Annotated in this window: 19 protein-coding genes and 1 pseudogene; 8 read left to right on the plus strand and 12 right to left on the minus strand. The window is 70.5% G+C overall.

Annotated elements, in window-relative coordinates; all coding sequences use genetic code 11:
• Nucleotides 1-2 precede the first annotated feature (2 nt).
• Entirely contained in the window at nt 3-782 is a 780-nt protein-coding gene (locus OHO27_RS31015; protein WP_328430605.1) for an adenosylcobinamide-GDP ribazoletransferase, read from the minus strand.
• Nucleotides 783-855: 73 nt separating this feature from the next.
• Between OHO27_RS31015 and OHO27_RS31020 the strand changes: the two genes are divergently transcribed.
• A complete protein-coding gene (locus OHO27_RS31020) occupies nt 856-1,620 on the plus strand; it encodes a hypothetical protein (protein ID WP_328428266.1) in 765 nt (254 codons plus the stop codon).
• Here the strand turns inward: OHO27_RS31020 and OHO27_RS31025 are convergent.
• Entirely contained in the window at nt 1,560-2,039 is a 480-nt protein-coding gene (locus OHO27_RS31025; protein ID WP_328428267.1) for a hypothetical protein, read from the minus strand. The two genes, OHO27_RS31020 and OHO27_RS31025, sit on opposite strands and share 61 nt — an antisense overlap.
• Nucleotides 2,040-2,136: 97 nt before the next feature.
• Nucleotides 2,137-3,237: a nicotinate-nucleotide--dimethylbenzimidazole phosphoribosyltransferase gene (gene cobT, locus OHO27_RS31030; RefSeq protein ID WP_328428268.1), complete on the minus strand. Its 1,101-nt coding sequence runs from the start codon at nt 3,235-3,237 to the stop codon at nt 2,137-2,139.
• A gap of 217 nt (nt 3,238-3,454) precedes the next feature.
• Here cobT and OHO27_RS31035 point away from each other — a divergent pair, with 217 nt between their 5' ends.
• A complete protein-coding gene (locus OHO27_RS31035) occupies nt 3,455-4,327 on the plus strand; it encodes a class I SAM-dependent methyltransferase (RefSeq protein ID WP_328428269.1) in 873 nt (290 codons plus the stop codon).
• Here the strand turns inward: OHO27_RS31035 and OHO27_RS31040 are convergent.
• A complete protein-coding gene (locus OHO27_RS31040; protein WP_328428270.1) occupies nt 4,316-5,518 on the minus strand; it encodes a bifunctional adenosylcobinamide kinase/adenosylcobinamide-phosphate guanylyltransferase in 1,203 nt (400 codons plus the stop codon). The genes OHO27_RS31035 and OHO27_RS31040 overlap by 12 nt on opposite strands.
• Before the next feature lie 113 nt (nt 5,519-5,631).
• On the opposite strand from OHO27_RS31040, the gene OHO27_RS31045 reads away from it, so the two are divergent.
• Complete coding sequence (locus OHO27_RS31045) at nt 5,632-5,841, plus strand: hypothetical protein (RefSeq protein ID WP_328428271.1); 210 nt, start codon at nt 5,632-5,634, stop codon at nt 5,839-5,841.
• Nucleotides 5,842-5,882: 41 nt separating this feature from the next.
• On the opposite strand, the gene OHO27_RS31050 is transcribed toward OHO27_RS31045, so the two are convergent.
• From OHO27_RS31050 to OHO27_RS31060, 3 genes are all read right to left on the minus strand, one after another.
• Complete coding sequence (locus OHO27_RS31050; RefSeq protein ID WP_328428272.1) at nt 5,883-6,971, minus strand: S1C family serine protease; 1,089 nt, start codon at nt 6,969-6,971, stop codon at nt 5,883-5,885.
• 384 nt (nt 6,972-7,355) lie between these two features.
• Complete coding sequence (locus tag OHO27_RS31055) at nt 7,356-8,057, minus strand: class I SAM-dependent methyltransferase (protein WP_328428273.1); 702 nt, start codon at nt 8,055-8,057, stop codon at nt 7,356-7,358.
• Between the two features lie 83 nt (nt 8,058-8,140).
• A complete protein-coding gene (locus OHO27_RS31060; RefSeq protein ID WP_443059726.1) occupies nt 8,141-8,839 on the minus strand; it encodes a DUF3043 domain-containing protein in 699 nt (232 codons plus the stop codon).
• Between the two features lie 217 nt (nt 8,840-9,056).
• On the opposite strand from OHO27_RS31060, the gene OHO27_RS31065 reads away from it, so the two are divergent.
• From OHO27_RS31065 to OHO27_RS31085, 5 genes and pseudogenes are all read left to right on the plus strand, one after another.
• Nucleotides 9,057-9,851 (plus strand): PspA/IM30 family protein, encoded by a 795-nt coding sequence (locus tag OHO27_RS31065; RefSeq protein WP_443059631.1) that lies wholly within the window; start codon nt 9,057-9,059, stop codon nt 9,849-9,851.
• 41 nt (nt 9,852-9,892) lie between these two features.
• Nucleotides 9,893-10,170, plus strand: a pseudogene (gene pspAA, locus OHO27_RS31070) (PspA-associated protein PspAA).
• Between the two features lie 123 nt (nt 10,171-10,293).
• Nucleotides 10,294-11,526 (plus strand): sensor histidine kinase, encoded by a 1,233-nt coding sequence (locus OHO27_RS31075; RefSeq protein ID WP_443059632.1) that lies wholly within the window; start codon nt 10,294-10,296, stop codon nt 11,524-11,526.
• A 394-nt stretch (nt 11,527-11,920) separates the two neighbouring features.
• Nucleotides 11,921-12,601: a response regulator transcription factor gene (locus OHO27_RS31080; RefSeq protein WP_328428276.1), complete on the plus strand. Its 681-nt coding sequence runs from the start codon at nt 11,921-11,923 to the stop codon at nt 12,599-12,601.
• A gap of 255 nt (nt 12,602-12,856) precedes the next feature.
• On the plus strand, nt 12,857-16,048 hold the full coding sequence (locus OHO27_RS31085) for an efflux RND transporter permease subunit (RefSeq protein WP_328428277.1): 3,192 nt from the start codon (nt 12,857-12,859) through the stop codon (nt 16,046-16,048).
• Nucleotides 16,049-16,331: 283 nt separating this feature from the next.
• Here OHO27_RS31085 and OHO27_RS31090 read toward each other — a convergent pair whose 3' ends face one another.
• The 5 genes from OHO27_RS31090 to OHO27_RS31110 form a co-directional block, all read right to left on the minus strand.
• A complete protein-coding gene (locus OHO27_RS31090; protein WP_443059633.1) occupies nt 16,332-17,534 on the minus strand; it encodes an IS110 family transposase in 1,203 nt (400 codons plus the stop codon).
• A 250-nt stretch (nt 17,535-17,784) separates the two neighbouring features.
• Nucleotides 17,785-18,972 carry a DUF1266 domain-containing protein gene (locus OHO27_RS31095; RefSeq protein ID WP_328428278.1) on the minus strand — a complete coding sequence of 396 codons (1,188 nt, stop codon included), beginning with the start codon at nt 18,970-18,972 and terminating at the stop codon, nt 17,785-17,787.
• Between the two features lie 701 nt (nt 18,973-19,673).
• A complete protein-coding gene (locus tag OHO27_RS31100) occupies nt 19,674-24,419 on the minus strand; it encodes a putative T7SS-secreted protein (protein WP_328428279.1) in 4,746 nt (1,581 codons plus the stop codon).
• On the minus strand, nt 24,419-25,021 hold the full coding sequence (locus OHO27_RS31105) for a hypothetical protein (RefSeq protein ID WP_328428280.1): 603 nt from the start codon (nt 25,019-25,021) through the stop codon (nt 24,419-24,421). The genes OHO27_RS31100 and OHO27_RS31105 overlap by 1 nt, the downstream gene beginning before the upstream one ends.
• A complete protein-coding gene (locus OHO27_RS31110) occupies nt 25,018-25,413 on the minus strand; it encodes an SseB family protein (RefSeq protein WP_328428281.1) in 396 nt (131 codons plus the stop codon). The genes OHO27_RS31105 and OHO27_RS31110 overlap by 4 nt, the downstream gene beginning before the upstream one ends.
• Nucleotides 25,414-25,577: the final 164 nt, after the last annotated feature.

The following is a 25,577-nucleotide window of genomic DNA, read 5'->3' on the forward strand; positions in this document are numbered from 1 at the left end:
CGTCAGCCCAGGGACAGCACGACGAGCGCCGTCGTCGCCGCCGTCTCCGCGAGCCCGCCGAAGACGTCACCGGTGACGCCGCCGAAGCGGCGGACGCAGTGCCGCAGGAGGAGCTCGGCGGCGGCGAGTGCGGCGAGGACCGCGAGGGCGGTGCGGGCGATGTCGTGGGCCCCGAACAGCGCTCCCGCCGCGGCGGCGACGCCGGTGACGGCCAGGGCAAGGGCCACCGCACCCCGTACGGGGACGACGCCGGCCACCGCGGCCCCCAGCCCCTCCGGTCGGGCGGCGGGGACTGTGGAGCGGGCGGCGAGGGTGAGCGCGAGGCGGGCGGCGACGGCCGAGACGACGGTGGCGAGGGTGCCTCGGGCCCACGAGGTGTCGTACAGCTGCGCCAGCGCGGCCACCTGCGCCAGCAGCACGAACACGAGCGTGATGACGCCGAACGGCCCGATGTCCGACTGCTTCATGATCCGCAGCGCGTCCTCGGCGGGCTTGCCGCTGCCGAGGCCGTCGGCGGTGTCGGCGAGGCCGTCGAGATGCAGCCCACGGGTGAGGACGGCGGGGACGGCGGCGCCGACGACGGCGGCGAGGAGGGGACCGGCGCCGAGGGACAGCAGCAGGAGCGCCGCGGCGGCGGCACCGCAGCCGAGGACCACCCCGACGAGCGGGGCGCACAGCATCCCGCCGCGCGCCGCCTCCCGGTCCCAGCGGCTCACCCTGACGGGGAGCACACTCAGGGTGCCGAAGGCGAAACGGAGGCCGTGCAGGGGTGGCGGGGTCATGGACACGCCCGCAGACTAGCCCGGACGTCGTCCCCGCCAGGCGGCCCGCCCCTGCCCCGGACACACTGAAACCATGGGTGACTGGTGGCAGCGCAACATCATCGAACCGGGCAAGCTCCCCCTGCTCCTGGCTCTGACCGCCTTCGTGGTCACCTTCCTCGTCACCCGCCTCATCACCCGCCTCATCCGCGCGGGCAAAGGGCCCTTCCGCAACATCGAGACCGGCGCCGTCCACATCCACCATGTCGTTCCCGGCATCATCCTCACGATCATCGGCGGCTTCTGCGCGGTCGCGGGCGGTCAACGCGGCTTCGGCTCGGCCGTGGCCGCCGTGGTCTTCGGGATCGGTGCGGGCCTGGTCATGGACGAGTTCGCGCTGATCCTGCATCTGGACGACGTCTACTGGACCGAGGACGGCCGCAAGAGTGTCGAGGTGGTCGTGCTCACCGCCGCCGTGGTCGGCCTGCTCCTCCTCGGCTTCGCGCCCTTCGGGGTCAACGACCTGAACGACGACGAGACGCAGGGCCGGGGGACGGTGATCACTACCATCACCGGGAACTTCCTCCTCGCCCTGATCGCCCTCACCAAGGGCAAGGCCCGCATCGCGATCTTCGGGGTGATCATCCCCTTCATCGCCCTGTTCGGCGCCATCCGCCTGGCCCGCCCCACGTCCCCCTGGGCGAAACGCTTCTACCGCCGCCGCCCGCGCGCCCGCGCCAAGGCCCAGCTGCGCGCCTATCACCACGACCGGCGCTGGGCGGGCCCGAGCCGCAAGCTTCAGGACTGGATCGGCGGTGCTCCCGACGTGGAGCCACCCCGGGCCCTGGAGCGCCGCTGACGCAGCGCCGCCAGCGCGCACAGCACCAGCACCGCCGCGACGGCGGCGAGGTGTTCCTTCCCGGCGAGGTTCTCTTCCAGCACCACCTCGACCGCTATCGCCACGATCACCACACCGGCCGAGACATACGCGCCGTAGCGCCAGCCGAGGAACACCGCGAGGCCCACCACCGTGGCCGACGGTCCCGTGTCCACGACCTGCGCGTCCGAAGCCGGCAGGCCGATCGGGTGGTGGGGGCCGAGCGCGATGCCCACGCGCGCGTAGAGGGTGCCGGCGAACTGCACGATCCCGGTCAGACACACGGCGCCGAGGGTCATCGGCACGGCTCGCCACCGCCGCGCGACCAAGGCCCCGCGCGCGGCGAGGTACAAGGACCCCCACTCGGCACGGGCCCAGCGGCCGAGAGTCTCAGCTCTCACGGCTGGGGATCATATGTCCCACCGTCGGGTGAAGCATCCCTTTCGCCCCGGACTCCTCGCTGCTGTTGTCGCCGCTGCCGCTGCGGCGCCCCCGGCCCTACTCGGCCTCCGCCGTCTCCGGCGTCTCGGCAGCCTCTGCCGCCTCCGATTCCTTCGGCTGCTCCGGCAGCTCCGCCGCCAGTGCCGCGGCGGCCTGCACCATCGGCAGGGCCAGCATGCCCCCGGCACCCTCTCCGACCTTCACACCCTGGTCGAGCAGGGGCTCCAGGGCCATCCGGTCCAGTGCCTTCGCCTGACCCGGCTCCCCGCTGTTGTGCGCGGCCAGCCACCAGTCCGGCGCCCGGAACGCGATCCGCTGTCCCACCAGGGCGCAGGCGGCGACGACCACCCCGTCCAGCACGACCGGCATCTTCCGCACCGCGCTCTGCAGCAGGAACCCGGTGATCGCCGCGAGATCGGCCCCGCCCACCGTCGCGAGCAGCTGCAACTGGTCCCCGAGCACGGGCCGGGCCCGGCGCAACGCGTCCCGGATCGCCGCGCACTTGCGCATCCACACCAGGTCGTCGATGGCCAGTCCGCCCCGCCCGGTGACCACGGACGCGTCGGTTCCGCACAGCGCGGCGACCAGCACCCCCGCCGCCGTGGTCCCGCCGACGCTCACATCGCCGAGCACCACCAGATCCGTACCGGAGTCGGCCTCCTCGTCGGCCACCGCCACCCCGGCCAGGAAGGCGGCCTCCGCCTCCTCGGCCGTCAGCGCGTCCTCGACGTCGATACGGCCGCTGCCGCGCCGCACCCGATGCCGTACGACCGCCTCCGGCAGCGACTCCGGGTCGCAGTCCAGGGCCATGTCGACGATCCGCACCGGAACCCCGGCCCGCCGCGCGAGCACCGACACGGGCCGGCCGCCCTCGAGGATCTCCCGCACCAACTCCCCGGCGCTGCCCGCCGCCCGCGCCGACACGCCGAGCTCGGCCACGCCGTGGTCGCCGGCGAACAGCACGACCCGCGGCTGTTCGATCGGCCGTACCGGCACCGCGGACTGTGCGGCCGCCAGCCACTCACCCAGTTCGTCGAGGCGGCCCAGCGCTCCGGGCGGCACGATCTGACGTTCACGGCGCGCCTCTGCGTCACGGCGCACCCCTCCGTCGGGGCGCTCGATCAGATCAGTGAAGTCGTCGAGATTAAGCGAGCTCATTCGCCGAACAGTACCGGCACTGGTCGAACAGAACGGCGCCACATGGCCCCCACGGGCTCCGCCACGTCCCCGCCCCATCCGAGCGACGTCGTTGCACCCAAGATCGCCATCCCATACGTTCCGTTTTGCCGTGGATTGTCGGGGCATGCTCGCACCACCCGCCGTCCGCCTCCGCCGTACGCCCCCCCGCGTACGCCCTCGTGCCCGGGAGCCGCCCATGACCGCGACCGCCCGCTCCGAACGACGCCGCGCCGACTGCGCGTTCACCTTGTCCAGATGCCGGGAGCACAGCTACGTCCCCCGCCATCTGCGGCTCACACGGCTGCCGTACCGCCACCTGAGAGCCGCGGCCCGCGCGGCGCTGGCCTTCCCCGAGCCGGAGAGCTGGCTGGACGTGGGCACGGGATACGCCCGCTTCCCGGAGGTGGCGAAGGAACTCTTCCCGTACACGGCGTTCGACGGCCTCGACCTGACCCACCGCGTCCTGGACGCCCGCGTCGCCGAGCGGGTGGAGGAGGCCCACGTCGGCCACCTCACGGACCCCCGCATCACCGCCCGGCTGCGGGCCCGCTACGACATCGTCAGCATGTTCCGCCACCTGGAACACGCCCAGGACCCCCGCAAGGAACTGCGCGCCGCCCTCACGGTCCTGCGCCCGGGCGGCCACCTCCTCCTCGAACTGCCCAACCCGCGGGGCGTGTTCGCCTTCCTGCTCGGCAGGTGGTGGATCCCGCACAGCCGCCCGGGCCACCTGCACCTGCTGCCCCTGAAAACCCTCCGCGAGGAGCTCCAGGCCCTGGGCTGCACCGTGCTCTCGGCGGACCGCCGCGCCACGCACATCCCGTACGACTTCGCGGCCTTCACCTCACTGGTGCTGACGCACCTGCTGCCCGCGCCCCTGTCCCGGGCGAGCGCACCCCTGGTCGGCGTGGCCTGGGCGCTGGACCACCTCCTGGCCCCCGTGGTGCGCCGCACCCGTCTGTCGAACACGTACCGCGTCATCGCCCGCAAGGAGCCGGCCGCACAGCCGACCGCACCAGCGGCCGTTCTGCCGATCGTGCAGCCGACCCCACCGCCCTCAGCCGCGTAGCACCAACGCCTGCCCGGCCACCACCAGCAGCACCTGCTCGCACTCCCCGGCGAACGCGGCGTTCAGCCGCCCCAACTCGTCGCGGTAGCGCCGCCCCGACGCCGTCGCCGGCACGATCCCCGACCCCACCTCGTTCGACACGGCGACCACGGTCCGCCGGGTGCCCCGCACCGCCTGCGTCAACTCCCGCACCCGCTCCCGCAGTGCCTTCTCCCCGCCCTCCGCCCACACCGCGTCGTCCCAGGCCCCGACGGCGTCCATGGCGTCCGTCAGCCACAGGGACAGACAGTCGACGAGCAGCGGCGGCCCGTCCCCGGCCAGCAGCGGCACCAGGTCGCACGTCTCGGTCGTACGCCACGACCCCGGCCGGCGCTCGCGGTGCGTGGCGACCCGTGCCGCCCACTCGGTGTCCCCGCCCCGGGTGCCCCCGGTCGCCACGTACAGGACGTCGGGGAACGCCTCCAGCCGCCGCTCCGCCTCCACCGACTTCCCGGACCGGGCCCCGCCCAGCACCAGGGTCCGCCGCGGCACGTCCGGCACGTCCTCGTACGCCCCCACCTCCAGCGTCGTCCCGTCCGGCACGGCCCGAGCGCCCGCCGCGGCCAGCCGCCGTCGCAGCTCGGCGCCCGGCGGCACGTCGTGATCCAGATGTACGGCGATGACGTCCGTCGTCGGCCCGACGGCCCCCACCGCCCGCAGCTTGGCCAGCGCGTCCGGTCGCCCCACGACATCGGCGACCACCATGTCGTACATCCCGACGGCCCCCTCCTCCAGACCGGCCGGCGCGCCCTCCGGCGGCAGATACAGCAGCCGCTGCCCGTCCGGGCCGATCACCGCGTACCCCGTGCCCGGATGGTCCATCGCCACCGCCCGCACCCGATGCCCCGTCAGCAGCGCCAACTCCTGCCCGTCCGGCACCCGCCCGGGCTGTGGCAGGCCGGAGGGCACCTCGACGGCGGGACCGTTGTGCGGATGCGAAAGCAGCACCTGCCGTACGTTCGCCAGCGAACGCCCCGCCCGAGCCGCCGCGAACGCCGCCCCGGGCGTCAGATCGAGCAGCAGCGCCCCGTCCACGAGCAACGAGGTCGCAGCCCGCGCGTCGTCCCCGAGCGCGCTCGCACAAGCCGCGCACGGACAGTCGGGGCGGGGGAGTCCCGCGGGGGCACCGGTGCCGAGGAGAGTGAGTTCCACGGAACCGATTTTCGCGTGTCGGCGCGGGTCTCGCGCATCCGGCTAGGCTCAGGACAGGAGCCGGACCATGATCCGGCTCCTACTCTGCACGTGCCGACACCTTGGAGGCGTACATGGCGGCATGGACGTGGCGGTTCGAGAAGGCCGACGGGGCGGAGGTCCAGCCCGCGGTGCAGCCCGAGGAGTTCACCACCCAGGGGGACGCCGAGTCGTGGATCGGGGAGCACTGGAAGGCACTGCTCGAGGGCGGTGCGGACCAGGTACGGCTGCTCGAGGACTCCACGGAGATCTACGGGCCGATGAACCTGCACGCCGAGGCGTAGCGCGCACGGGGGCGAGGGCATTGCGGCCCTCGCCCACCCCGTCACTGCTCACCCAGCGTCACATCCACCGTCTTCTCACTGCCGTTGCGGGTGTACGTCACCTTCGTCCGCTCGCCGGGCTTGTCGGCGGCCAGCGCCTCGGACAGCGAGGTGATGGTGGTGATGTCCGTGTCGCCCAGCCGGGTGATGATGTCCCCCGGCGCCAGACCGGCCTTGTCGGCTGCGCCGCCCGTCTGCACCTTGACGACGGCGACGCCGGCGGCCTGGTAGTCGTCGTTCACGACCGTACGGGCCGTGATGCCGAGCGCCGCCCGGCCCGAGTCGGTGACCCTGCCGTCCTTGATGATCTGGTCGGCGATCGTCTGCACCGCCGTCGCCGGGATGGCGAACCCGATGCCGGGCGCGGCGCTGTCCCCGAGGCCGGGGTCGGTGGCGGCGAGGGTCGGGATGCCGATGACCCGGCCGTCGAGGTTCACCAGGGCGCCACCGCTGTTGCCGGGGTTGATGGCGGCCGACGTCTGCACCATGTTGGCGATCGTCGCGCCCGTACCGCCGTTGTCGCTGCCCTCGGTGACGGTCCGTCCGGTCGCCGAGACGATGCCCTGCGTCACGCTGGACGCCAGCCCGAGGGGTGAGCCCATCGCCAGCACGATCTGCCCGACCTCGACCTCGGCGGAGTCCCCGAGCGTCGCCGCCTTCAGCCCGTCCGGCATGTCGTCCAGCTTGATGACGGCGAGGTCCTGCTGCGGGTACGAGGACACGAGCCGCGCGGTGACTTCGTCCTCGCGGTTCGCGATCGTCACACGGAAGGTCTTCTCGTCCCCGACGACGTGTGCGTTGGTGACGATGTGCCCCTGGCCGTCGTAGACCACGCCCGAACCGAGATCGTTCCTGGCCTGGATCTGTACGACCGACGGCAGGACGTCCCTGATCACCTTCAGATAGCCGTCCTGCAGATCCTCGGTCGCCGTGAGCGCCTTCGGAACGGCGGCCTGCGCGGCCTGCGTGGTCGACCCCTCCTGCCTGCCGGCGGACGACGAGCCGGAACAGCCGGAGAACACCACGAGACAGCAGCAGAGCCCGAGAACCGAAAGAGCGAGCCGCACGGCACGGGAACGGCGAGCATCCATGCCCCGAGTCTCCCCGCGGGCCAAGAACCCGGCCTGCGCTGCGCACCCGAACGAGCTGACCTGACGGTCCCGGCTCGGGCGAGGGTGCTACGGGAGCCGGGTCCGCCTCGGCGTCGTGGACGCGGTGGGGCACCAGCCGGCGCTGGCTCGCGGCACGCTCACCGTGTTCAGCGACCGGGTTCCGGGGCGAAGCCCTTGGCGGCGACGGAGGCGAGGGTGCTTCCGAGAGGCGGCCGGGTCCGTCTCGGTCTCGTGGATGCCGTCGAGCAGCAGTCGGCGCCGTCCCGCGCCGTCACGTGCCCGGACGGGCCAGGCTCCCCGAGACGGGCAAGGGCCTTGACTCCGGCGTCACGCTCACGTCCTCAGGGACCGGCTCCCGCCGGGCTAGCCGCGCACCCCGCACAGGTGCAGCAATGCCGCCACGCTCCGGTAGGGGTCGGTCTTCCCGGCGCGTTCCTCGACCGCCAGCAAGGTCTCCACGTCCGGCGGGGCGCCCGCCCCGTCGGCGGCCGTGTCGGTGAACACCCGCACCCCGTACCAGGCGTGCAGCGGGGCCCCGATCCCCGCGAGCGTCGACGTCAGGTCGGCCAGCCGGTCGGCCCGTACGTCGAGTCCCAGCCGATTCCGGTAGGCGGTCGTGTCGAAGGCGGTCAGCGCGCCGGGCCAGTCCCCGCCGAGGCCGGGCCGCATGGCGAGCGCGTCGCCGTTGCGGACGAGCAGCGACAGCAGTCCGCCCGGGGCGAGCATCCGGGCCAGCCCGGCCAGCAGCGGATCGGGCTCGTCGATGTACATCAGTACGCCGTGGCAGAGCACGACGTCGAAGCTGCCCGGCAGAAAGTGTACGCCGGTGTCCCGGCCGTCGCCCTGGACGATGCGCACCCGCTCCCGGATGCCCTCCGGCTCGCCGGCGAGCTCCTCGCGGGCCGTGGCGATCATCTTCGGGTCCTGCTCCACGCCGGTCACCTGGTGCCCGGCCCTGGCCAGGCGCAGCGCCTGCATGCCCTGGCCCATCCCCACGTCGAGCACGCGCAGCCGCTGCCCGACGGGGAACCGCCCGGCTATCTGCTCGTCGAGCTGGCGGCCCACCAGCTCCTGTCGTACGACGTCACGCAGCCCGCCCAGCTTGTCGAGCCACGCATCTGCCGCACCCCCGGAAAAGGCGGTTGCGCTCAGGGCCGCTCTCCGCGCTTGACCTGAGGCTTCGGCAGCCGGAGCCGGCGCATCTGCAGGGAGCGCATCAGCGCGTAGGCGACGGCGCCGCGCTTGTTGTCGTCGGGGAAGCGCTCGGCGAGGCGCTTCTTCAGGCGGAAGCCGGTGACGGCCGAGTCGAGCACGATCAGGACGATCACGATCAGCCACAGCAGCAGCGCGATGTTCTGCAGCGACGCCACCTGGACCATGCTCAGCACCAGGATGACCACGGCCATCGGCAGGAAGAACTCCGCGATGTTGAAGCGCGAGTCGATGAAGTCACGCGCGAACTTGCGGACCGGACCCTTGTCACGGGCCGGCAGATACCGCTCGTCGCCCCCGGCCAGGGCCTGACGCTGCTTCGCCAGAGCGGCACGGCGATCCTCGCGCTGCCGCTTGGAGGCGTCCTTGCGCGTCATCGACGTGTTGGCCACGCTTCGACGCTGCGACTGGGCGTCGCTGCGCTTGGGCGTGGGGCGGCCCTTCGGGGCCTCGGGGTGACGGGTCTCATTGGAGTCGGTCACCAGCGCCTTGTCGGCGGACTGGGCCTTCTCTTCCTTCGCACGGCTACGGAACACAAAACCCAAGGGTACGGGGTGCCAGGGGTTGGACCCCAGCCCCGTGGGGAACGATCCGGCAACACCAGTCGTCGTAGGGGGACAGAGGGGACGTTGCAGACGGTTCCCCCGACGGTCATGAGGGAGGCACGTGGGCGGCACCGGGGCGGCACCCGGGAGTCACCTACTCCTTACGCCGGAGCGGGAGCGTCAGCAGTCGTCCTTGGGGATGAGCGCATCCGTCCCCGAACAGTGCGGTAATGGATGCAGGGCCCGTACTGTGGGTTCTGTCGCAGGTGCTCGAGTGGAGTCCGTCAGAAGGGGGCGCGCGAAGCCCATGAGCGGTGTCATGAAGCGTATGGGGATGATCTTCCGCGCGAAGGCGAACAAGGCCCTTGACCGGGCCGAGGACCCGCGCGAGACCCTCGATTACTCGTACCAGAAGCAGCTGGAGCTGCTCCAGAAGGTCCGCCGCGGCGTAGCCGACGTGGCCACCTCGCGCAAGCGCCTGGAACTCCAGCTCAACCAGCTCCAGCAGCAGTCGTCGAAGCTGGAGGACCAGGGCCGCAAGGCGCTCGCGCTGGGCCGGGAGGACCTGGCCCGCGAGGCGCTCTCGCGCCGCGCCGCCCTCCAGCAGCAGGTGACGGACCTGGAGACACAGCACGCGACGCTGCAGGGCGAGGAGGAGAAGCTCACCCTCGCGGCCCAGCGCCTGCAGGCCAAGGTCGACGCCTTCCGCACCAAGAAGGAGACGATCAAGGCCACCTACACCGCCGCCCAGGCCCAGACCCGCATCGGCGAGGCCTTCTCCGGCATCTCGGAGGAGATGGGCGACGTCGGCCTGGCCATCCAGCGCGCGGAGGACAAGACGGCCCAGCTCCAGGCCCGCGCCGGAGCCATCGACGAACTCCTCGCCTCCGGCGCCCTCGACGACCAGTCCGGCATGCACAAGGACGACATCCAGGCCGAGCTGGACCAGCTCTCCGGTGGTACGGATGTAGAGCTGGAACTGCAGCGCATGAAGGCGGAGCTGGCGGGAGGTTCCTCGTCGCAGCAGGCGATCGAGGGCGGCACCGACCAGCCTCAGTCGCAGCAGCAGTCGCAGGACACCCCGCGCTTCGACAAGCAGTAGTTCCCCGGAGACGGGGCGGGCCCATCGCCGAGGAGGGCGACATGATCGTACGGATCATGGGGAGGGGCAGGTGAGGCTGGCCGACAGCCACCTCACCGAGCTGAACAAGCTGGACGACGTGCTCCTGGAAGAAATGGAGAACGGCGACGGCCCAGGTTTCCGCGCGACCCTCCACGCCCTTCTCCAGAAGGTCCGCGAACTGGGCGAGCCCCTGCCCGACGACTCCCTGGAACCGTCGGAACTGATCCTCCCGTCGCCCGACGCGACGCTGGAGGAGGTCCGGGAACTGCTGAGCGATGACGGCTTGATCCCGGGTTGAGTCACATCAGCCCGTCCGGCGTTTGAGGACCAGGCCCGTTCAGGGCCGAAGCGGGGTCCGGGAGCGGCAGCCCCCGGGCGACGCGCACTGCAGCGCCGGGCACATGACACGAGGAACGTCCAGTTGGCCCCCGTCCCAAGCCCCGCAGGGGAACGCGTCCGGCGGCATCTCAAGGCGCACCCCATGGCGCTGGACGCGGCGTTGGCGGTCGGCGTCCTGGTCTGCATGGTGTCCGGCTCGTTCGTGGACCCGCACGGGAAGAACGGCGTGACCTGGGGTCTGCGCACCCCGGACGCGCTCAGCCTGGTGCTCATCACCCTCGGCGCCGCGGCCCTGGTCTTCCGCCGCCGCGCCCCCATGACGGTCCTCGCGGTCACCGGCGCCGTCTCCCTGATCGAGTCCGTCACCGGCGACCCCCGCGCCCCGGTCGCCATGTCCGCGGTGATCGCCCTCTACACCGTCGCCTCGACCACCGACCGCACCACCACCTGGCGCGTCGGCCTGCTCACCGTCACCGTCCTGACCGGTTCCGCGATGCTCGCCGGCCCCCTGCCCTGGTACGCCCAGGAGAACCTCGCCATCTTCGCCTGGACCGGCATCGGCGCCACCGCCGGCGACGCGGTCCGCAGCCGGCGCGCCGTCGTCACCGCCATCCGCGAACGTGCCGAACGCGCCGAGCGCACCCGCGAGGAGGAGGCCCGCCGCCGCGTCGCCGAGGAGCGCCTGCGGATCGCCCGGGACCTGCACGACGTCGTCGCCCACCACATCGCCCTCGTCAATGTGCAGGCCGGCGTCGCCGCCCACGTCATGGACAAGCGGCCCGACCAGGCCAAGGAGGCCCTGGCGCACGTACGCGAAGCCAGCCGTTCCGCGCTCAACGAACTGCGCGCGACCGTCGGCCTGTTGCGGCAGTCCGGCGACCCCGAGGCCCCCACCGAACCCGCCCCCGGTCTGGTGCGCCTCGACGAACTCGTGGGTACCTTCCGCAGCGCCGGCCTCCAGGTGGAGGTCGCCCGCGCCGACCAGGGCACCACGCTCCCGGCCGCCGTCGACCTGGCCGCCTACCGCGTCATCCAGGAGGCGCTGACCAACGTGCAGAAGCACGCGGGCCCGGACGCCAAGGCCGAGGTCAGCGTCGTCCGCGTGGGACCGAACGTCGAGATCACCGTCCTCGACGACGGCGCCGGCGAGGACGACACGGTCGACGGCGGCGGCCACGGCCTGCTCGGCATGCGCGAGCGCGTCACCGCCCTGCGCGGCACCCTCACGACCGGCCCCCGCTACGGAGGCGGCTTCCGCGTCCATGCGATCCTGCCGGTCAAGAGCCGTTCGCGCGCCGCGGAGGACGCCGTATGACAACAGGCCGCCCCCTGTTCGCCGTACGCCTCACCCGCCGTCCCCTTCGCCGCTGTACGCCTCCTCCGCCATCCCCTTCGTCGCCGTACGCCTCAACCGCCGTCCCCTTCGCCGCTGTACGCCTCCTCCGCCATCCCCTTCGTCGCCGTACGCCTCAACCGCCGTCCCCTTCGCCGCTGTACGCCTCCTCCGCCATCCCCTTCGTCGCCGTACGCCTCAACCGCCGTCCCCTTCGCCGCTGTACGCCTCCTCCGCCGTCCCCTTAGCGCCGTACGCCTCATCCGCCGGCAACGGGCCGCACGCAGGACCCGTCGGCACCGGGCCGCACGCCGCACCTCCGTATGACAACTGAACGCCCCCACCGCCCCGCACAAGGGCCCGGAGAGGACCCCGCATGACGATCCGTGTCCTGCTCGCCGACGACCAGGCCCTGTTGCGCAGCGCCTTCCGGGTGCTGGTCGACTCCGAGCCCGACATGGAGGTCGTCGCCGAGGCGTCCGACGGGGCGGAGGCGGTGCGGCTGGCCAAGGAGGAGCGGGCGGACGTCGTCCTGATGGACATCCGCATGCCCGGCACCGACGGCCTCGCCGCCACCCGCATGATCAGCGCCGACCCGGCCCTGGCCCACGTCCGCGTCGTCATACTGACAACCTTCGAGGTCGACGACTACGTCGTGCAGTCGCTGCGCGCCGGCGCCTCCGGCTTCCTCGGCAAGGGCTCCGAACCCGACGAACTCCTCGCCGCCATCCGTGTCGCGGCCGGCGGTGAGGCCCTGCTCTCGCCGGCCGCCACCAAGGGCCTGATCGCCCGCTTCCTCGCCCAGGGCGACGCCGACGACGACCGCGACCCGGCCCGCGCCGAGCGGCTCGGCGCGCTCACCGGCCGGGAGCGCGAGGTCCTGGTCCAGGTCGCCGGCGGGCACTCCAACGACGAGATCGCCGAGCGGCTGGCGGTCAGCCCGCTGACGGTGAAGACGCACGTCAACCGGGCCATGTCCAAGCTCGGCGCCCGCGACCGGGCGCAGCTCGTGGTGATCGCGTACGAGTCCGGGCTGGTACGTCCAAGGGTGGAGTGAGCTCGACCCGGGTGTACTGCGCCCGGAGTATGCGCCGGATAAGGAACGGGACCTGCGGCCTACGGAACCGGTCTCCCCGATGGCTCAGGGTGTAGGGGCGGGCGCTCATCTGTGCCGCACATGCGTGTCCCACGCGTGTGCCGTGGACGTCCTGCGTGCCATGCCTGCTCCATTGCCTGCTCCCTGCCTGTTCCGAGCCTGATCCAAGCCTGCTCCCTGCCGCTTCTGCCGCTCCCAGAAGAGAGACCCTGAACCATGTCCTGGCTGTCGAAGTTCAGCCTCGCTCAGCGCGCCCTGATAGGCCTGATGTCGATCATCGCGATCGTCTTCGGCGCCATCGCGATACCCCAGCTCAAGCAGCAGCTGCTGCCCTCCATCGAACTGCCCATGGTGTCCGTGCTGGCGCCGTACCAGGGCGCCGCGCCGGACGTGGTCGAGAAGCAGGTCGTCGAGCCGATCGAGGACAGCCTCGAGGCCGTCGACGGCATCACCGGCGTCACCTCCACGGCCAGTGAGGGCAACGCCGTGATCATGGCGTCCTTCGACTACGGCCCCGACAACCAGCAGCTGGTCGCCGACGTCCAGCAGGCCGTCAACCGGGCCCGCGCCCAGCTGCCGGACGACGTGGACCCGCAGGTCATCGCTGGTTCCACGGACGACATCCCGACCGTCGTCCTCGCCGTCTCCTCCGGCCGGGACCAGCAGGCGCTGGCCGACCGGCTCGACCGGACCGTCGTGCCGGACCTGAAGGACATCGACGGTGTCGGCCAGGTCACCGTCGACGGCGTACGGGACCTCCAGGTCACCGTGACCCCGGACGACGCGAAGCTGGCGAAGGCGGGCCTGACCTCGGCGGACCTCTCCGAGGCACTGAGGGCGGGCGGCGCCACCGTCCCGGCGGGCTCCTTCGACGAGGGCGGCGGCAACCGCACCGTCCAGGTGGGCGGCGGGTTCACCTCGCTGCAGCAGATCGAGGACCTGAGGGTCACCGGCGCGGGCGGCGCGGGCGGCGCGGGCGGTGCGGGCGGCGGTGCGGACGCTTCCGGTCAGAAGCCGGTCCGCCTCGGCTCCGTCGCCACCGTCGAGCAGGAGCAGGCCCCGGCCGACTCCCTCACGCGCACGGACGGCAAGCCGTCCCTCGCGATCGCGGTCACCATGGACCGCGACGGCAGCGCGGTCGCGATCTCCGACGCGGTCCAGGACAAGCTCGCCGAGATGCGCAAGGACCTCGGCTCCGACGCCACGCTGACCGTGGTCAGCGACCAGGGCCCGGCGGTCTCGAAGTCCATCGACGGCCTGACCACCGAGGGCGCGCTCGGCCTGCTCTTCGCGGTCCTCGTCATCCTGGTCTTCCTCGCGTCGATCCGCTCCACGCTGGTGACGGCGGTCTCGATCCCCCTGTCGGTGGTCCTGGCCCTGATCGTCCTGTGGACGCGCGACCTGTCGCTGAACATGCTGACGCTCGGCGCGCTCACCATCGCCATCGGCCGGGTCGTCGACGACTCGATCGTGGTCCTGGAGAACATCAAGCGCCACCTCGGCTACGGCGAGGAGCGCCAGGAGGCCATCCTCAAGGCGGTCCGCGAGGTCGCCGGCGCGGTCACCTCCTCCACCCTCACCACGGTCGCGGTCTTCCTGCCGATCGGCCTGGTCGGCGGCATGGTGGGCGAGCTGTTCGGCTCGTTCAGCCTGACCGTGACGGCCGCGCTGCTGGCGTCGCTGCTGGTCTCGCTGACCGTCGTACCGGTCCTGTCGTACTGGTTCCTGCGGGCCCCGAAGGGCACCCCCGAGGACGCCGCCGAAGCGCGCCGGATCGCGGAGGAGAAGGAGGCGAAGAGCAGGCTCCAGCGCTTCTACGTCCCCGTCCTGCGCTTCGCGACCCGCCGCCGTATGACCAGCGTGCTGCTCGCGATCGTCATCCTCATCGGCACGTTCGGCATGGCGCCGCTGCTGAAGACGAACTTCTTCGACCAGGGCGAGCAGGAAGTCCTCACCGTCAAGCAGGAGTTGAAGCCGGGCACCAGCCTGACGGCGACCGACGAGCAGGCGAAGAAGGTCGAGAAGCTGCTCGCCGACACCGAGGGCGTGAAGGACTACCAGGTCACGATCGGCTCGTCCGGCTTCATGGCGGCCTTCGGCGGCGGCACCGACACCAACCAGGCGTCCTACCAGGTGATGCTGGAGGACTCGGCGTCCTACGAGGACGTACAGGACCGCGTCGAGGCCGGCCTGAAGAAGCTGGACGGCATCGGTACGACCACCATCGCGGCCGGTGACGGCTTCGGCGCCCAGGACCTGAGCGTCGTCGTGAAGGCGGCCGACGCTCAGGTGCTGCGCAAGGCGTCCGAGCAGGTCCGCGAGGCGGTGGCCGGCCTGGACGACGTCACCGACGTGACCAGCGACCTCGCGCAGAGCGTGCCGCGCATCTCGGTGAAGGCCAACGACAAGGCGGCCGCGGCCGGCTTCAACGACCAGACCCTCGGTCTGGCCGTCGCCCAGGCGGTCCGCGGCAACACGGCGGCTCAGGCGACCCTCGACGACACGGAGCGGGACGTCGTCATCAAGTCGGCGAAGCCTGCCGAGACCCTGAAGGAGCTTCGGGACCTGAGCCTGGGCTCGGTGAAGCTGGGTGCCGTCGCGGACGTGAAGGTGGTGGACGGCCCGGTCTCGATGACCCGCATCGACGGCCAGCGCGCGGCCACGATCTCCGCGAAGCCGACCGGCGACAACACGGGCGCGGTGAGCGCGGACCTCCAGTCCAGGATCAACTCGCTGACCCTCCCGGCCGGCGCGACGGCCTCGATCGGGGGTGTCTCCGAGGACCAGGACGACGCGTTCGTCAACCTGGGCCTGGCGATGCTGGCGGCGATCGCGATCGTCTTCATGCTCCTGGTCGCGACCTTCCGTTCCCTCATCCAGCCCCTGATCCTGCTCGTCTCCATCCCGTTCGCGGCGACGGGCGCGATCGGCCTCCTGATCGCGACCGGCACCCCGATGGGTGTCCCCGCGATGATCGGCATGCTGATGCTGATCGGCATCGTGGTGACGAACGCGATCGTGCTGATCGACCTCATCAACCAGTACCGGAGCCAGGGTTACGGCGTCGTCGAGGCCGTGATCGAGGGCGGCCGCCACCGCCTCCGCCCCATCCTCATGACGGCCCTGGCAACGATCTTCGCCCTCCTCCCCATGGCCCTCGGCGTCACCGGCGAAGGCGGCTTCATCGCCCAGCCCCTGGCCGTGGTCGTGATCGGCGGCCTGATCACGTCGACCCTCCTCACCCTGCTCCTCGTACCGACGCTGTACGCGATGGTGGAGCTTCGGAAGGAACGGCGGGCGAAGAAACGGGCGGCGAAGCGGGCGAAGAAGACCGGGGTGACCGCGCAGCCGACGCCGGCTGCGGACTCGGCTTCGGACTCGGGTGAGCCGGAGACGGCTGGGGTCTGAGCTGGCTGAGGTCTGAGTCGGCGGCCAACTGAAGAAGCCCATCCCAGGAGAAGTCCTGGGGCGGGCTTTCTTCGACAGAGCCGTCTCCGGAATCGGAGTGGCGGGGGCCCCTATGTCTTTGGTCAAGGTGGTCGGGTGGCAGTGTGGCTGTCATGAGTAATGACGTGCCTGTCCGAGAGTCGGCGGGCGAGGGCATGCGGCCGTGCGACTTCTGTGGTCATCCGGTCGTGATGGACTCGCTCGACGAGCGGGACTGCGCCGTGTGCGGCGAGGCGGCTGAGGATCAGCCGGCTGAGGCTGGCCGGGGTTCGTAGAAGGTTCCGTCGCGGAGCATGGCGAAGAGGACGTCGGCCCGGCGTCGGGCGAGGCAGAGCAGGGCCTGGGTGTGGTGCTTGCCCTGGGCGATCTTCTTGTCGTAGTAGATCCGCGATGCCGGGTCGCCGAGTGCCGCGAACGCGGAGAGGAAGAAAGCCCGTTTGAGCTGCTTGTTTCCTCTCCGGGCAGGCTGTTCGCCGCGGATTGAGGATCCGGAACTGCGGGTCGCGGGGGCGAGTCCGGCGTAGGCGGCGAGGTGGCCGGCGGTGGGGAAGGTGCTGCCGTCGCCGACCTCGATCAGGATGCGGGCTCCGGTCCTGACGCCGACTCCTGGCATCGACGTCAGGACTTTGGAAAGAGGGTGGTCCTCCAGCAGTTCCTCGATCCGCCCGGCTAAGAGTTTCCGCTGATCAAGCACGGCCGTCAGCGAGCCGGCCAGGCTCGGGACGATCAACGCGGCCGCCTCGGTGCCCGGGACCGTCACGGTCTGCTCGTCCAACGCGGCGAATATCTCCTCGACCAGGCGCTCGGCCATCCTCGGCGCCTTCGGCCGCAGCAGGGTGATCAGCCGCCGTCGGCCGGCCTTGCGTATCTGGGCCGGGGACCCGAACCGTTCCAGCAGGGCCAGGACGGCCGGGTGCTGCAACCGTGGTCCCAGGACCCGTTCCAGCGATGGATGGATCTGGGTCAGCAGTCCGTGCAGCCGGTTCGCGACCCGGGTCGCCTCGCCGGCCAGGTCGTCGTCGAAGCCGACGATCATCTCCAGCTCGGCGATCGTCTCGTCCTCGCAGTCGATCGCGCGCAGCGTGTGCGGCATCGCGCGGGCGGCGTCGGCGATGATGAACGCGTCCTTCGCGTCCGTCTTCGCCTCGCCCGGGTAAAGGTCGGCGATCCGCCGCATCGTCAGGCCCGGCAGGTAGGCGACCGGGCAGCCCATGTCCCGGGCGACCGCCAGCGGCAGGGCCCCGATGGAGGCCGGCTGGTCGACCACGACCAGCACCGTTCCGTGCTTGGCCTGGAGTTTCGCGAACAGCTCGCGGAGCTTGGGTTCGGTGTTGGGCAGGCGCTTGTCGAAGGCCTTCTTGCCAGCCGGGGTGATGGCGGTGGCGTGGTGTTCGCCTTTGCCGACGTCCAGGCCGAGGAAGACGTCGATGTCGCCGGTGTCGATCACGTGCAGGCTCCTCCATCACGCTTTCGTCCGGCCTTGCTAGGGCACCGAGCTGCCACATCCATGTTACGGAGAGCTCTTCCGGCTCGGGTGAAGCCGGTGCTCAAGCCCCTCATCAGCGGTCCGTCGATGCCTCCGGGCCCGGTGACACCACCCCCCGGATCATGAACAACAAGGGGGGAAGTCATGCCGAACCCGAAGGCCGGAGGCTCCATTGCGGAGCCACGAAAACGGTAACGGGGGAGGAGGAGGCTTACCGGAACGGGATGTTGACCCAGGGGCTGCCGGGGTCGGACATGAGGATCCGGTGGACGGTGACCATGTCCTCATACCAGCTGCCGAACCTGTCGTTGTCGAAGTGCAGGCAGCGGCCGAGGATGAAGCCGACGGAGAAGCCCTGCCAGGACTCGTAGCGGCGTGCTGCGTGGTACCCGGCTTCGACGACGGCTGCTTCGGCTTCCGGCAGAGTGCCGTAGCGAGTGCTCATGCCCCAGCGCGCCATGCAGGAGGCCCGGCCGAGATCCCAGGCGTCCACGGAGGTGACGTACTGGCCGTCGCCGAGCAGACCGTCGGCGCGCATGCGGGCCTCGTAGCGGGTGATACGGCCGATGAGGTGCTGGACGCCTTGGATTCGCGTCTCAGTCTCGGCCGCGGGCATGGGCGTAGTCGTGGTGACGCCGTCCGGGGTGAGGAAGGTCTCGCCTCCCGCCCGCAGGCGCAGGACGCGGGCGGCGGTCTCGCACCAGTGGCCGGTCTCGACGTGGCCGCCGACCTCCTGGGCGATGGTGCGGCGTAGGCCGAGGGCGAACTCCCAGACAGGCTTGGCGCCCTCGGTGGCCAGCAGGGCGCGCTGCTGTGCCTGCCACTCGGGGCGGCTGGTGACGCCCCACGAATTGCGCAGCATCCGGCGTTCGTATCGATAACCGTGGCCGTGGTATGCCAGGGCGTTCCAGGGCCGGCCGTGGTGGACGATGAGGTGGGCGCCGCAGGCCAGTCCGTGGGCCACGGGACCGCGCAGCGGGCCGCCCACCCGCAGCGTCCGCAGCGCCGGTTCGTCCGAAGGGCCGTCGGTGTGTTTGGCGTACTGGGCCCAGACGTGGGAGTGCGGCGGCGCGGCCGGCAGGAACGCCTCGCACGGACTGCCCGGATTGATGACCATCATCTCCGGAAAGTCAGGCGTCCAGCCCTTCGTGAACCACGCGAACTCTCTCCAGTCGAACACGCGGTGCGGCTCGGGCGCGGGCAGCATGCCCTCCGTGTACACCGCCCAGACCTTGCCACCGGGAACCCGGGGGTCGTGCCCGAACACGGAGTAGGTGTTCAGGAACCTGGCTTCCGCCTTTTCCCGCAGTACTTCGAAATAAAGCCGATTTCGGGCGAGGGTCGCGAAGTAGGCTGGCCAGTCTTCGCGGGACTTGGCGTCGAGCAACGCCTGTTCCACTTCCGTTGGAGCAGCCCATGCGGGTGGGTCGGGAGATTTGAAACCCGCGGGCGGTGGCCCGAATGACATTGTTTACCTATCGATCTTTCGGACGTGAAGACGGGTTAGCGATACCAGTCGCCGCCGTCCACACGATCGATGGGGCTGGGTTAATTCATAGCCGACTCTTGGCCATCAGGAGGGAAACCCCTCAGATTCCCCCATGGCACCAACAAGCCGGCTAGGCTGACCTTGCAAGCTTATCGGCTGGAATTGTGAACTCGATCCCGCATCTGAAAGTAATTAGTCATCTGGGGTTGAGATTTCCTGAAGGCGCTGGATAATCAACTCAAGGTCTGCTAGCGCTCTAAAGCAGAATTCCTGGTCATTGACATTGATCGAGTGTACGGCGTCCGCGAACGCGGGATTCTCAAGCCCTTGGGCCTCGCTAAGAACCCGGGATGGCAGGAGAAGCCAATTTCTTCTGCTCCTGTCGAGAGTCCACTCGACCTGAGTCGGCAGCTCTTTTACGGCTTCCTCTACGAGTTGCGCAACCCCTTCTCGAGGTGACGTATAACGCCATCCCATGTACGGCACCTGCGGATAGCCGTACACGGGGTGAGTCTGAGCAGGAAGGGAAAACCATGCAAGCTCTCCGAATCTGCTGAGCGCTCGCGTCGCTTTCGCGCTTCGAGTGGACATGACCGTAATCCATCCATCCATCACCATAGGGGGCCCGAGTACCCACCATTTTGGACAACGAGCTTCTTGCCGGGGTTCAATAGTCGAATAGCTCGCTCATAGTCGCCATACGGAATCGGATCTGCCCTCATCGCAGGATCGTACACGTATCGACCGTCTGTGTAGACGTCGTGATAGCGATACTCTGTCACGAGCTGGCCAGAATTTTCGGGAATGTTGATGATTGGATCGTTCTTGATGGTGAAGTTGATAACCTTTCCTTGCCCTCCACTTTCGCGTAGGATGTATTCGGCGATTTCTGAACAGTCGATATTTCCACCGATTGGTGCCGAGCGCATAGCGTCGACCGCAGCTGCGTCAGCAGGGAAATCCGGATTTGGCCCCCTGAAGTCGAAGATCCCACGAGCATTTTCACCAGGCGGGCAATCCGGTGCAAGCCCGAGTGAATCTGATCGCGTGTGGGGGTTTTGCACGTAGGTGGCAGGGTTTGGAGCAGGGATCAAACCCAGCGGGTCCCGTGTGGCGTAGCGGGCGGTCTCCGGGTCGTAATGCCGGTGGAAGTTGTAGTGGAGGCCCGTTTCGGGATCGAAGTACTGGCCCGGGAAACGCAAGGGTGTGTAGGCGGTGGCGCCACGGTCCCACGCGGTGGTGCCCCACAGAGTGCTGCGGGTGTGCCAGGCGATGTCGCCGCGCTCGTCGACGAGTTCGGTGGGGGTGCCGACCAGGTCGGTGACGATGGCGTAGAAGCGCTGGTCGATCTCCTCCTGGGGCGTGTCGGTGAGGTGTTTGCGTTCGGTCTGGGTCAGGGGGCGTACGCCCTGGTGATCCCAGGTGAGGGTGATGGCCGACTGGCCGGTGCCGGGGGTGTGCGTGGTCTGTTCGCACAGGGTCGTGCCGTCCCAGGTGAAGTCCACCTGTTCCAGGACCGTTTCGGCGTCGGCGGCGAGGCGTTGTTTGGCGGTGCGGCGGCCCAGGGGGTCGTAGCGGTAGCGCCAGGTCGTGCCGTCGGGGGTGACCACCGAGGTGAGGCGGTCTTCGGCGTCCCAGGTGTAGCGCCAGGTGTCCGGTTTGCGGGACAGGCGGGTTTTCTGGCGCAGGGTGATCCGGCCTGCTTCGTCGTGCTCGTAGCGGACATTGCCCGCGCGCGTGATTCGGGTGCCGGTGTAGGTGCGATCGCCGGTTGCGTCCTGGCCTGGCATGGAGTCCGGCCAGGCGGCTCGGGTCTGGTTGCCTGCCGCGTCGTAGGCGTAGGACTCCGTCCAGTTCGCGGCGTGGACAGCGGTGACCCGGCCGACGGCATCGAGGTCGAAGCGGCGGGCGCCGTTCAGGTGGTCGTCGATGCCGGTCAGGTTGCCGTCGGCGCGGTAGGTGTAGGCGCGGTGCTCGAGGCGCGTGTCGCCCGGTCCGGTGAGTTCCTGCTTCGTCAGGCGGCCCAGGGGGTCGAAGGCGTTGGTCAGGGTGAGGGCTTCGCCGATGTGCCGGGTCAGTTCGCGGCCGGCCGCGTCGTGCGTGAAGGCGAGGGTGTGGCCTCCGGTGGTCAGTTCCGTGCGGTTGCCCGCCGCGTCGTACATCCAAGTGCTGCTCGCGCACGACGGCGTGGTGCGGCTGGTGCGGCGGCCCAGGACGTCGTAGGTGTAGGTGAGCGTGCGGCCGTTGACCGTCTCGGACATCAGGCGGCCGGAATCGTCCCGCTGCAACGTCAGAACCGCATCCGCGCCGACTGCCCGGGCCAGGCCGCCCGTCGCGTCGTACGCGTACGTCGTGACCGCTCCGGCCGCGTCCTTCCGCACCACGCGGCCCAGCACGTCCCTGTCGAAGCAGATGGTCCGGCCTGAAGCCGTGGTGCTGGCCGTCAACTGGCCTGCTCTGTCGTGTTGGTACGTCAGCCGACGGTCGTCGAAGTCCGTCTCCGCGACCAGCCGCCCGGCCGCGTCGTACTCGTACGACCAGGTCAGTTCCTGGGGGTTCGTGACCTTCGTCAGGTGGAGTTCGGTGTCGTGAGCGAATTCGTAGCGCACCCCGTCCGGTCCGGTGCGAGCCGACATCAGGTCGAAGTGGGTGTACTCGTAACGGGATACGGCACCCATGGCATCCGTGTGGCTGGTGCAGTTGCCCTCGCCGTCGTACGTCCACGATTCCGTGGCGCCGTCCGCGGTGATACGGCGGGACAGGCGGCCCTCCACCGTCCACTCCAGGCGGGTCACCGCACCCGTCGGGTCGGTGATCGTGGTCGGGCGGCCGAAGGCGTCCCGCTCGTAGCGGGTCACCCCGCCGAGCGGGTCCGTGACCTCTACGGGCAGGCCCGCGGGGTTGCAGCGGACCGTGCTCGTCGCGCCCGTCGCGTCCGTGACCGACGCCAGGTGACCGAGGTCGTCGTAGGTGAAGCGGGTCGTGGTCCCCGAGGCGGTGTCGGTCACCTGTGTGCGGTTGCCGAACTCGTCGAACTGCTGGGCGACGTGGGTGCCGTCCGGGCCGGCTATGGCCACCGGCCGGCCCTGGTCGTCGTAGCCGATGCTGCTGTAGCGGCCGTCGGGGCGGACGGCCATCACCAGGCGGCCTGCCTCGTCGTACGCGTGGCTCCGCGTGCGGCCCAGGGGGTCCGTGATGGTCAGCGGGCGGTGATAGCGGTCGTATGTGGTGCGGGTCGTCGATCCGTCGGGGCCGCTCTCGGCCACCACCTGCAGATCGCTGTTGACGTCGTAACGGGTGCTGTGGCCCAGGGAGTTGGTCGCCGTAATGGTCCGGTGGCCGGTGTCCGGGTCGGTGTCGCCATAGACGAAGGTGTTGCTCAGGTGGCCGGCCTCGCCCGACTGGGAGGTGCAGCGGCCCTGGTCGTCGTAGACGTAGTGGTAGGACGAGTCGTTCGTGTCGGTCCAGGCAGTGATGCGGCCCAGTTCGTCGTTGGTGAAGCGGGTCGGGATGCCGGAGGAGTTCGTCACCCCGGTCAGGTGGCCGTGGTCGTCGTAGCCGAAGCGGACCAGTTCGATGTCGTGGCCGTCGGCCGCCAGGCTCAGGGCGGTTATTCGGTCCCCGGTCGTCTCGATCGTGAGGTGGTAGCCGGCCGAGTGTGCGATCGCCTTGGGGGCGCCCTCGTGGTCGTACTCGAAGGTGAGCCACTGGCCGGAGCGGTCGGTGATCTGTTCCAGCAGGGCGATGCCGTTGCCGTCGCCGCCCGGGGCCGCGAAGTGCCAGGTGCGGTCGGCCGCGGGGTCGGTGATGGCGTAGTCGCCGTAGGCGTCGATGGTCAGCGGGTGGCGCTCGCCGTTCAGGGGCAGGACGGGCACCCCGGGCGCGGGGTGGGGGTAGGACAGCAGGGAACCGTCCTCGCGGACGCAGATGACACCCTCGGCGTCGATCTCCAGGCGCTGGTCAGCGGTTGAGGCCCACCTCGGTCCGAACCATCGGCCGGCCTCGTACGACGACTCGAACTGCCGGGAGAAGAGCAGCGGCAGCCTGGCGGGCAGGGTGACGTCGGTCTGCGGCAGGGACATGCGGCCGGTGGCCATGTCGATCGGGTCGCCGCCGAAAACCTTGCACTTCAGCTCCCGGGCGAAATTCCTGATCCCCTCGGCCGCCTTGCCGAGACTCCTGCGCGCCGCTCCGGTCGCCGCGCCCTCCGCAGCCCCTCGTGCGGCCCCTCGGGCCATGCCGGTGGCGCCTTTGCCGCCGATCAGGTTCGAGGCGAGGTAGCCCAGGGAGTCACCCGGATCGCTGCTCCAGCCGCTGCCGATGACGGCCTTGGGCAGGCGTTCGGGGTGGGCGGCGGTGCCCACCAGGCCGGCCAGCAGCATGTTGGAGTTCTTCACATACTCGCCGGGGTGGGTGATGTTGTAGGAGTCCATCGGGTTGACGGTGCGGACCAGCTTCACCAGGTCAGCGCCTCCCTTCAGGAGACCGCCCAGGACGTGGGCCTGGTTCAGCTGCGTGCTCACGACGGTGTCCGCCGCGTCGGCCTTCACCCGGTCGGTGAACTCCGGCTTCGGCGGAGCCGTCTCCAGCGCGGCGGCCACCCGGCGCTGCGCGTCGCGGGCGGCGTCGGTGCGCTGGCGGCGCGCCTCGGCCAGGATCTCCTCGGCCTCCTTCCGGCCGGCCGCCCCCGGATCGACGAAGGCGCCCGGCTCGGTCGGTTTGCGGCCCGGGTCGCGTCCCGCCGAAGCCGCCGCGTTGTACTGGGCGGCGGCCTGGTTGTACGCCGTCACTTGAGCGTTGTGCGCGTCCACCGCCCGCCGGCTGTCCTCCTGCGCGTTGCGGTGGGCGTCGATCGCGGTCTGCGCCTGCTGCTGCGCCCAGCGCACCGTGTCCGCGTACGCCTCCAGCGCCTTGGCCGCCGCCTCGCAGGCATCGGCCGCCGTCAGCCACTGCTTGGGATGCATGTCGAACTTCTCGCGGAAGGCGTCAGCCGCCTTGCCCTGCCAGCCCTCGCCGTCCAACGAGCGCATCCCCTGGCCGACGCTCTCGAACGCCCGGAAGAAGTCCCGCAGATGCCGGGCCCGCGACTCCAGCGCCTGGGGACTGCCGTGGACCAACTCCTTGGGGTCCTCGCTCTCTCCCAGCCGGCGCTCGGCGACATCGCCGCCCAGCCGGTTGTTCACCCCCTCGCCGAAGTCGCGCACCCCCTCGGCCGCGCCGTCCGCACCGACCGCCGACAGGCCGTCCGCCGCCTTGTCCGCACCCCAGTTGACGGCCTCGCCGACCCCCTCGCTCACGCCGTCGACGGCGCTCTCCAGGCCGTCCCCGAGGTCGTTGACCATGTCCCCCAGGCCCATCAGCGCTCAACCTCCCCGGACACCGAGGCCTCGGGGCCGTCCGGCTGCCAGTCCGTCCGCGAATCGAATGGGGCGTCCGGGGTCACCGTCGAGGTTTCCAGGTCCTCCTTCGCCTGCGCCCAGGCCTGCCGGGCCGCCTGGTCGCCGGCCTGCAGTGACTCCGCGCTGTAGTCCGCGTTCATGAAGTGGGACACGGAGTTGTCCTTCAACGTCTGCGACCAGGAACGCTGCTCGACCTCCTCCTCGGACAGGTAAGGGTTGCCCGCCGCCGCCGTCCACACCGTCTTCACGGTGTTCGAAACGTACTGCTCCTGCTCGTGGTACAGCCCCGCCGACAGGTTGAGCCGCTGCGCGAACCCGTTCGCGTCCTGCATCATCGAGCGCACCCCCCAACTCCAGCGCTCGCAGAAGTCGGCGAACACCTGGCGCAGGTTCGCGTCCCCCACCTCAAGACCGGCCAGCTCCAGGTCGTCGAAGCCCCGCCCCTGCGCCGCCTCGATGTCGAAGCCCAGCTCCTTCAGCTCGTCGATCGCCAGGTTGATGCCCCGGGTGATCCGCGCCAGCGCCTCCGGATCGACCCGGTAGCCGTCCCCGCCACTCACGCGTCCGCCCCTTCAGACTCCAGAGCGGTGTCCACAGCCGCCGCGTCCGGAACGACACCCTCGGCCGGAGGCAGCACCAGGCCCGCCGCACTGCCCGCGTCCACCGCGATCCCGACCGGCCCGCCGTCCACCTTCGCCACCTCGGGGACCACCTGGTCCAGCAAACGCGCCCCGTACACCGGCACCCGCTCCGGCACCGCCTCACCACGCGCCTGCGCAAAGCGCGCCAGCGCCGCGTCATCCGTGAACGCAAACAGCCAGCGGACGCCGCCCGCCGCCGCCGACAGCAGCGAGTCGTCCACCACCGGCACGAGCACCTCGCTGCGACGGAACTCGCCGACGGCCGCGCGTAGATCGCCCTGCCCGGTCGCCGTCAGATCCGCCAACCGCATCCTCAGCCCCATGGCATCCGCGCTCAAAACAACCCCCGCCGAAATCCCGCCGAAAACTACACCGTTCATCGCACATGCGAACGATCATGCTAGTCCGGTGAACACGGGCCGATCCAGGTGGCGCCGGTCTCGGCGTTTCGGCCAGGGGGACCCGGGGTTCCAAG

This window comes from Streptomyces sp. NBC_00443, assembly GCF_036014175.1.
Taxonomy (GTDB): Bacteria; Actinomycetota; Actinomycetes; order Streptomycetales; family Streptomycetaceae; genus Streptomyces.

Excerpts from the sequence above, each read along its gene's own strand:
- OHO27_RS31100 (WP_328428279.1), bottom strand. The coding sequence starts at position 24,419 with ATGGGCCTGGGGGACATGGTCAACGACCTCGGGGACGGCCTGGAGAGC.
- cobT (WP_328428268.1), bottom strand. The coding sequence starts at position 3,237 with ATGAGCTCGCTTAATCTCGACGACTTCACTGATCTGATCGAGCGCCCC.
- OHO27_RS31035 (WP_328428269.1), top strand. The coding sequence starts at position 3,455 with ATGACCGCGACCGCCCGCTCCGAACGACGCCGCGCCGACTGCGCGTTC.
- OHO27_RS31015 (WP_328430605.1), bottom strand. The coding sequence starts at position 782 with ATGACCCCGCCACCCCTGCACGGCCTCCGTTTCGCCTTCGGCACCCTG.
- OHO27_RS31045 (WP_328428271.1), top strand. The coding sequence starts at position 5,632 with ATGGCGGCATGGACGTGGCGGTTCGAGAAGGCCGACGGGGCGGAGGTC.
- OHO27_RS31080 (WP_328428276.1), top strand. The coding sequence starts at position 11,921 with ATGACGATCCGTGTCCTGCTCGCCGACGACCAGGCCCTGTTGCGCAGC.
- OHO27_RS31085 (WP_328428277.1), top strand. The coding sequence starts at position 12,857 with ATGTCCTGGCTGTCGAAGTTCAGCCTCGCTCAGCGCGCCCTGATAGGC.
- OHO27_RS31110 (WP_328428281.1), bottom strand. The coding sequence starts at position 25,413 with ATGCGGTTGGCGGATCTGACGGCGACCGGGCAGGGCGATCTACGCGCG.
- OHO27_RS31065 (WP_443059631.1), top strand. The coding sequence starts at position 9,057 with ATGAGCGGTGTCATGAAGCGTATGGGGATGATCTTCCGCGCGAAGGCG.
- OHO27_RS31020 (WP_328428266.1), top strand. The coding sequence starts at position 856 with ATGGGTGACTGGTGGCAGCGCAACATCATCGAACCGGGCAAGCTCCCC.
- OHO27_RS31050 (WP_328428272.1), bottom strand. The coding sequence starts at position 6,971 with ATGGATGCTCGCCGTTCCCGTGCCGTGCGGCTCGCTCTTTCGGTTCTC.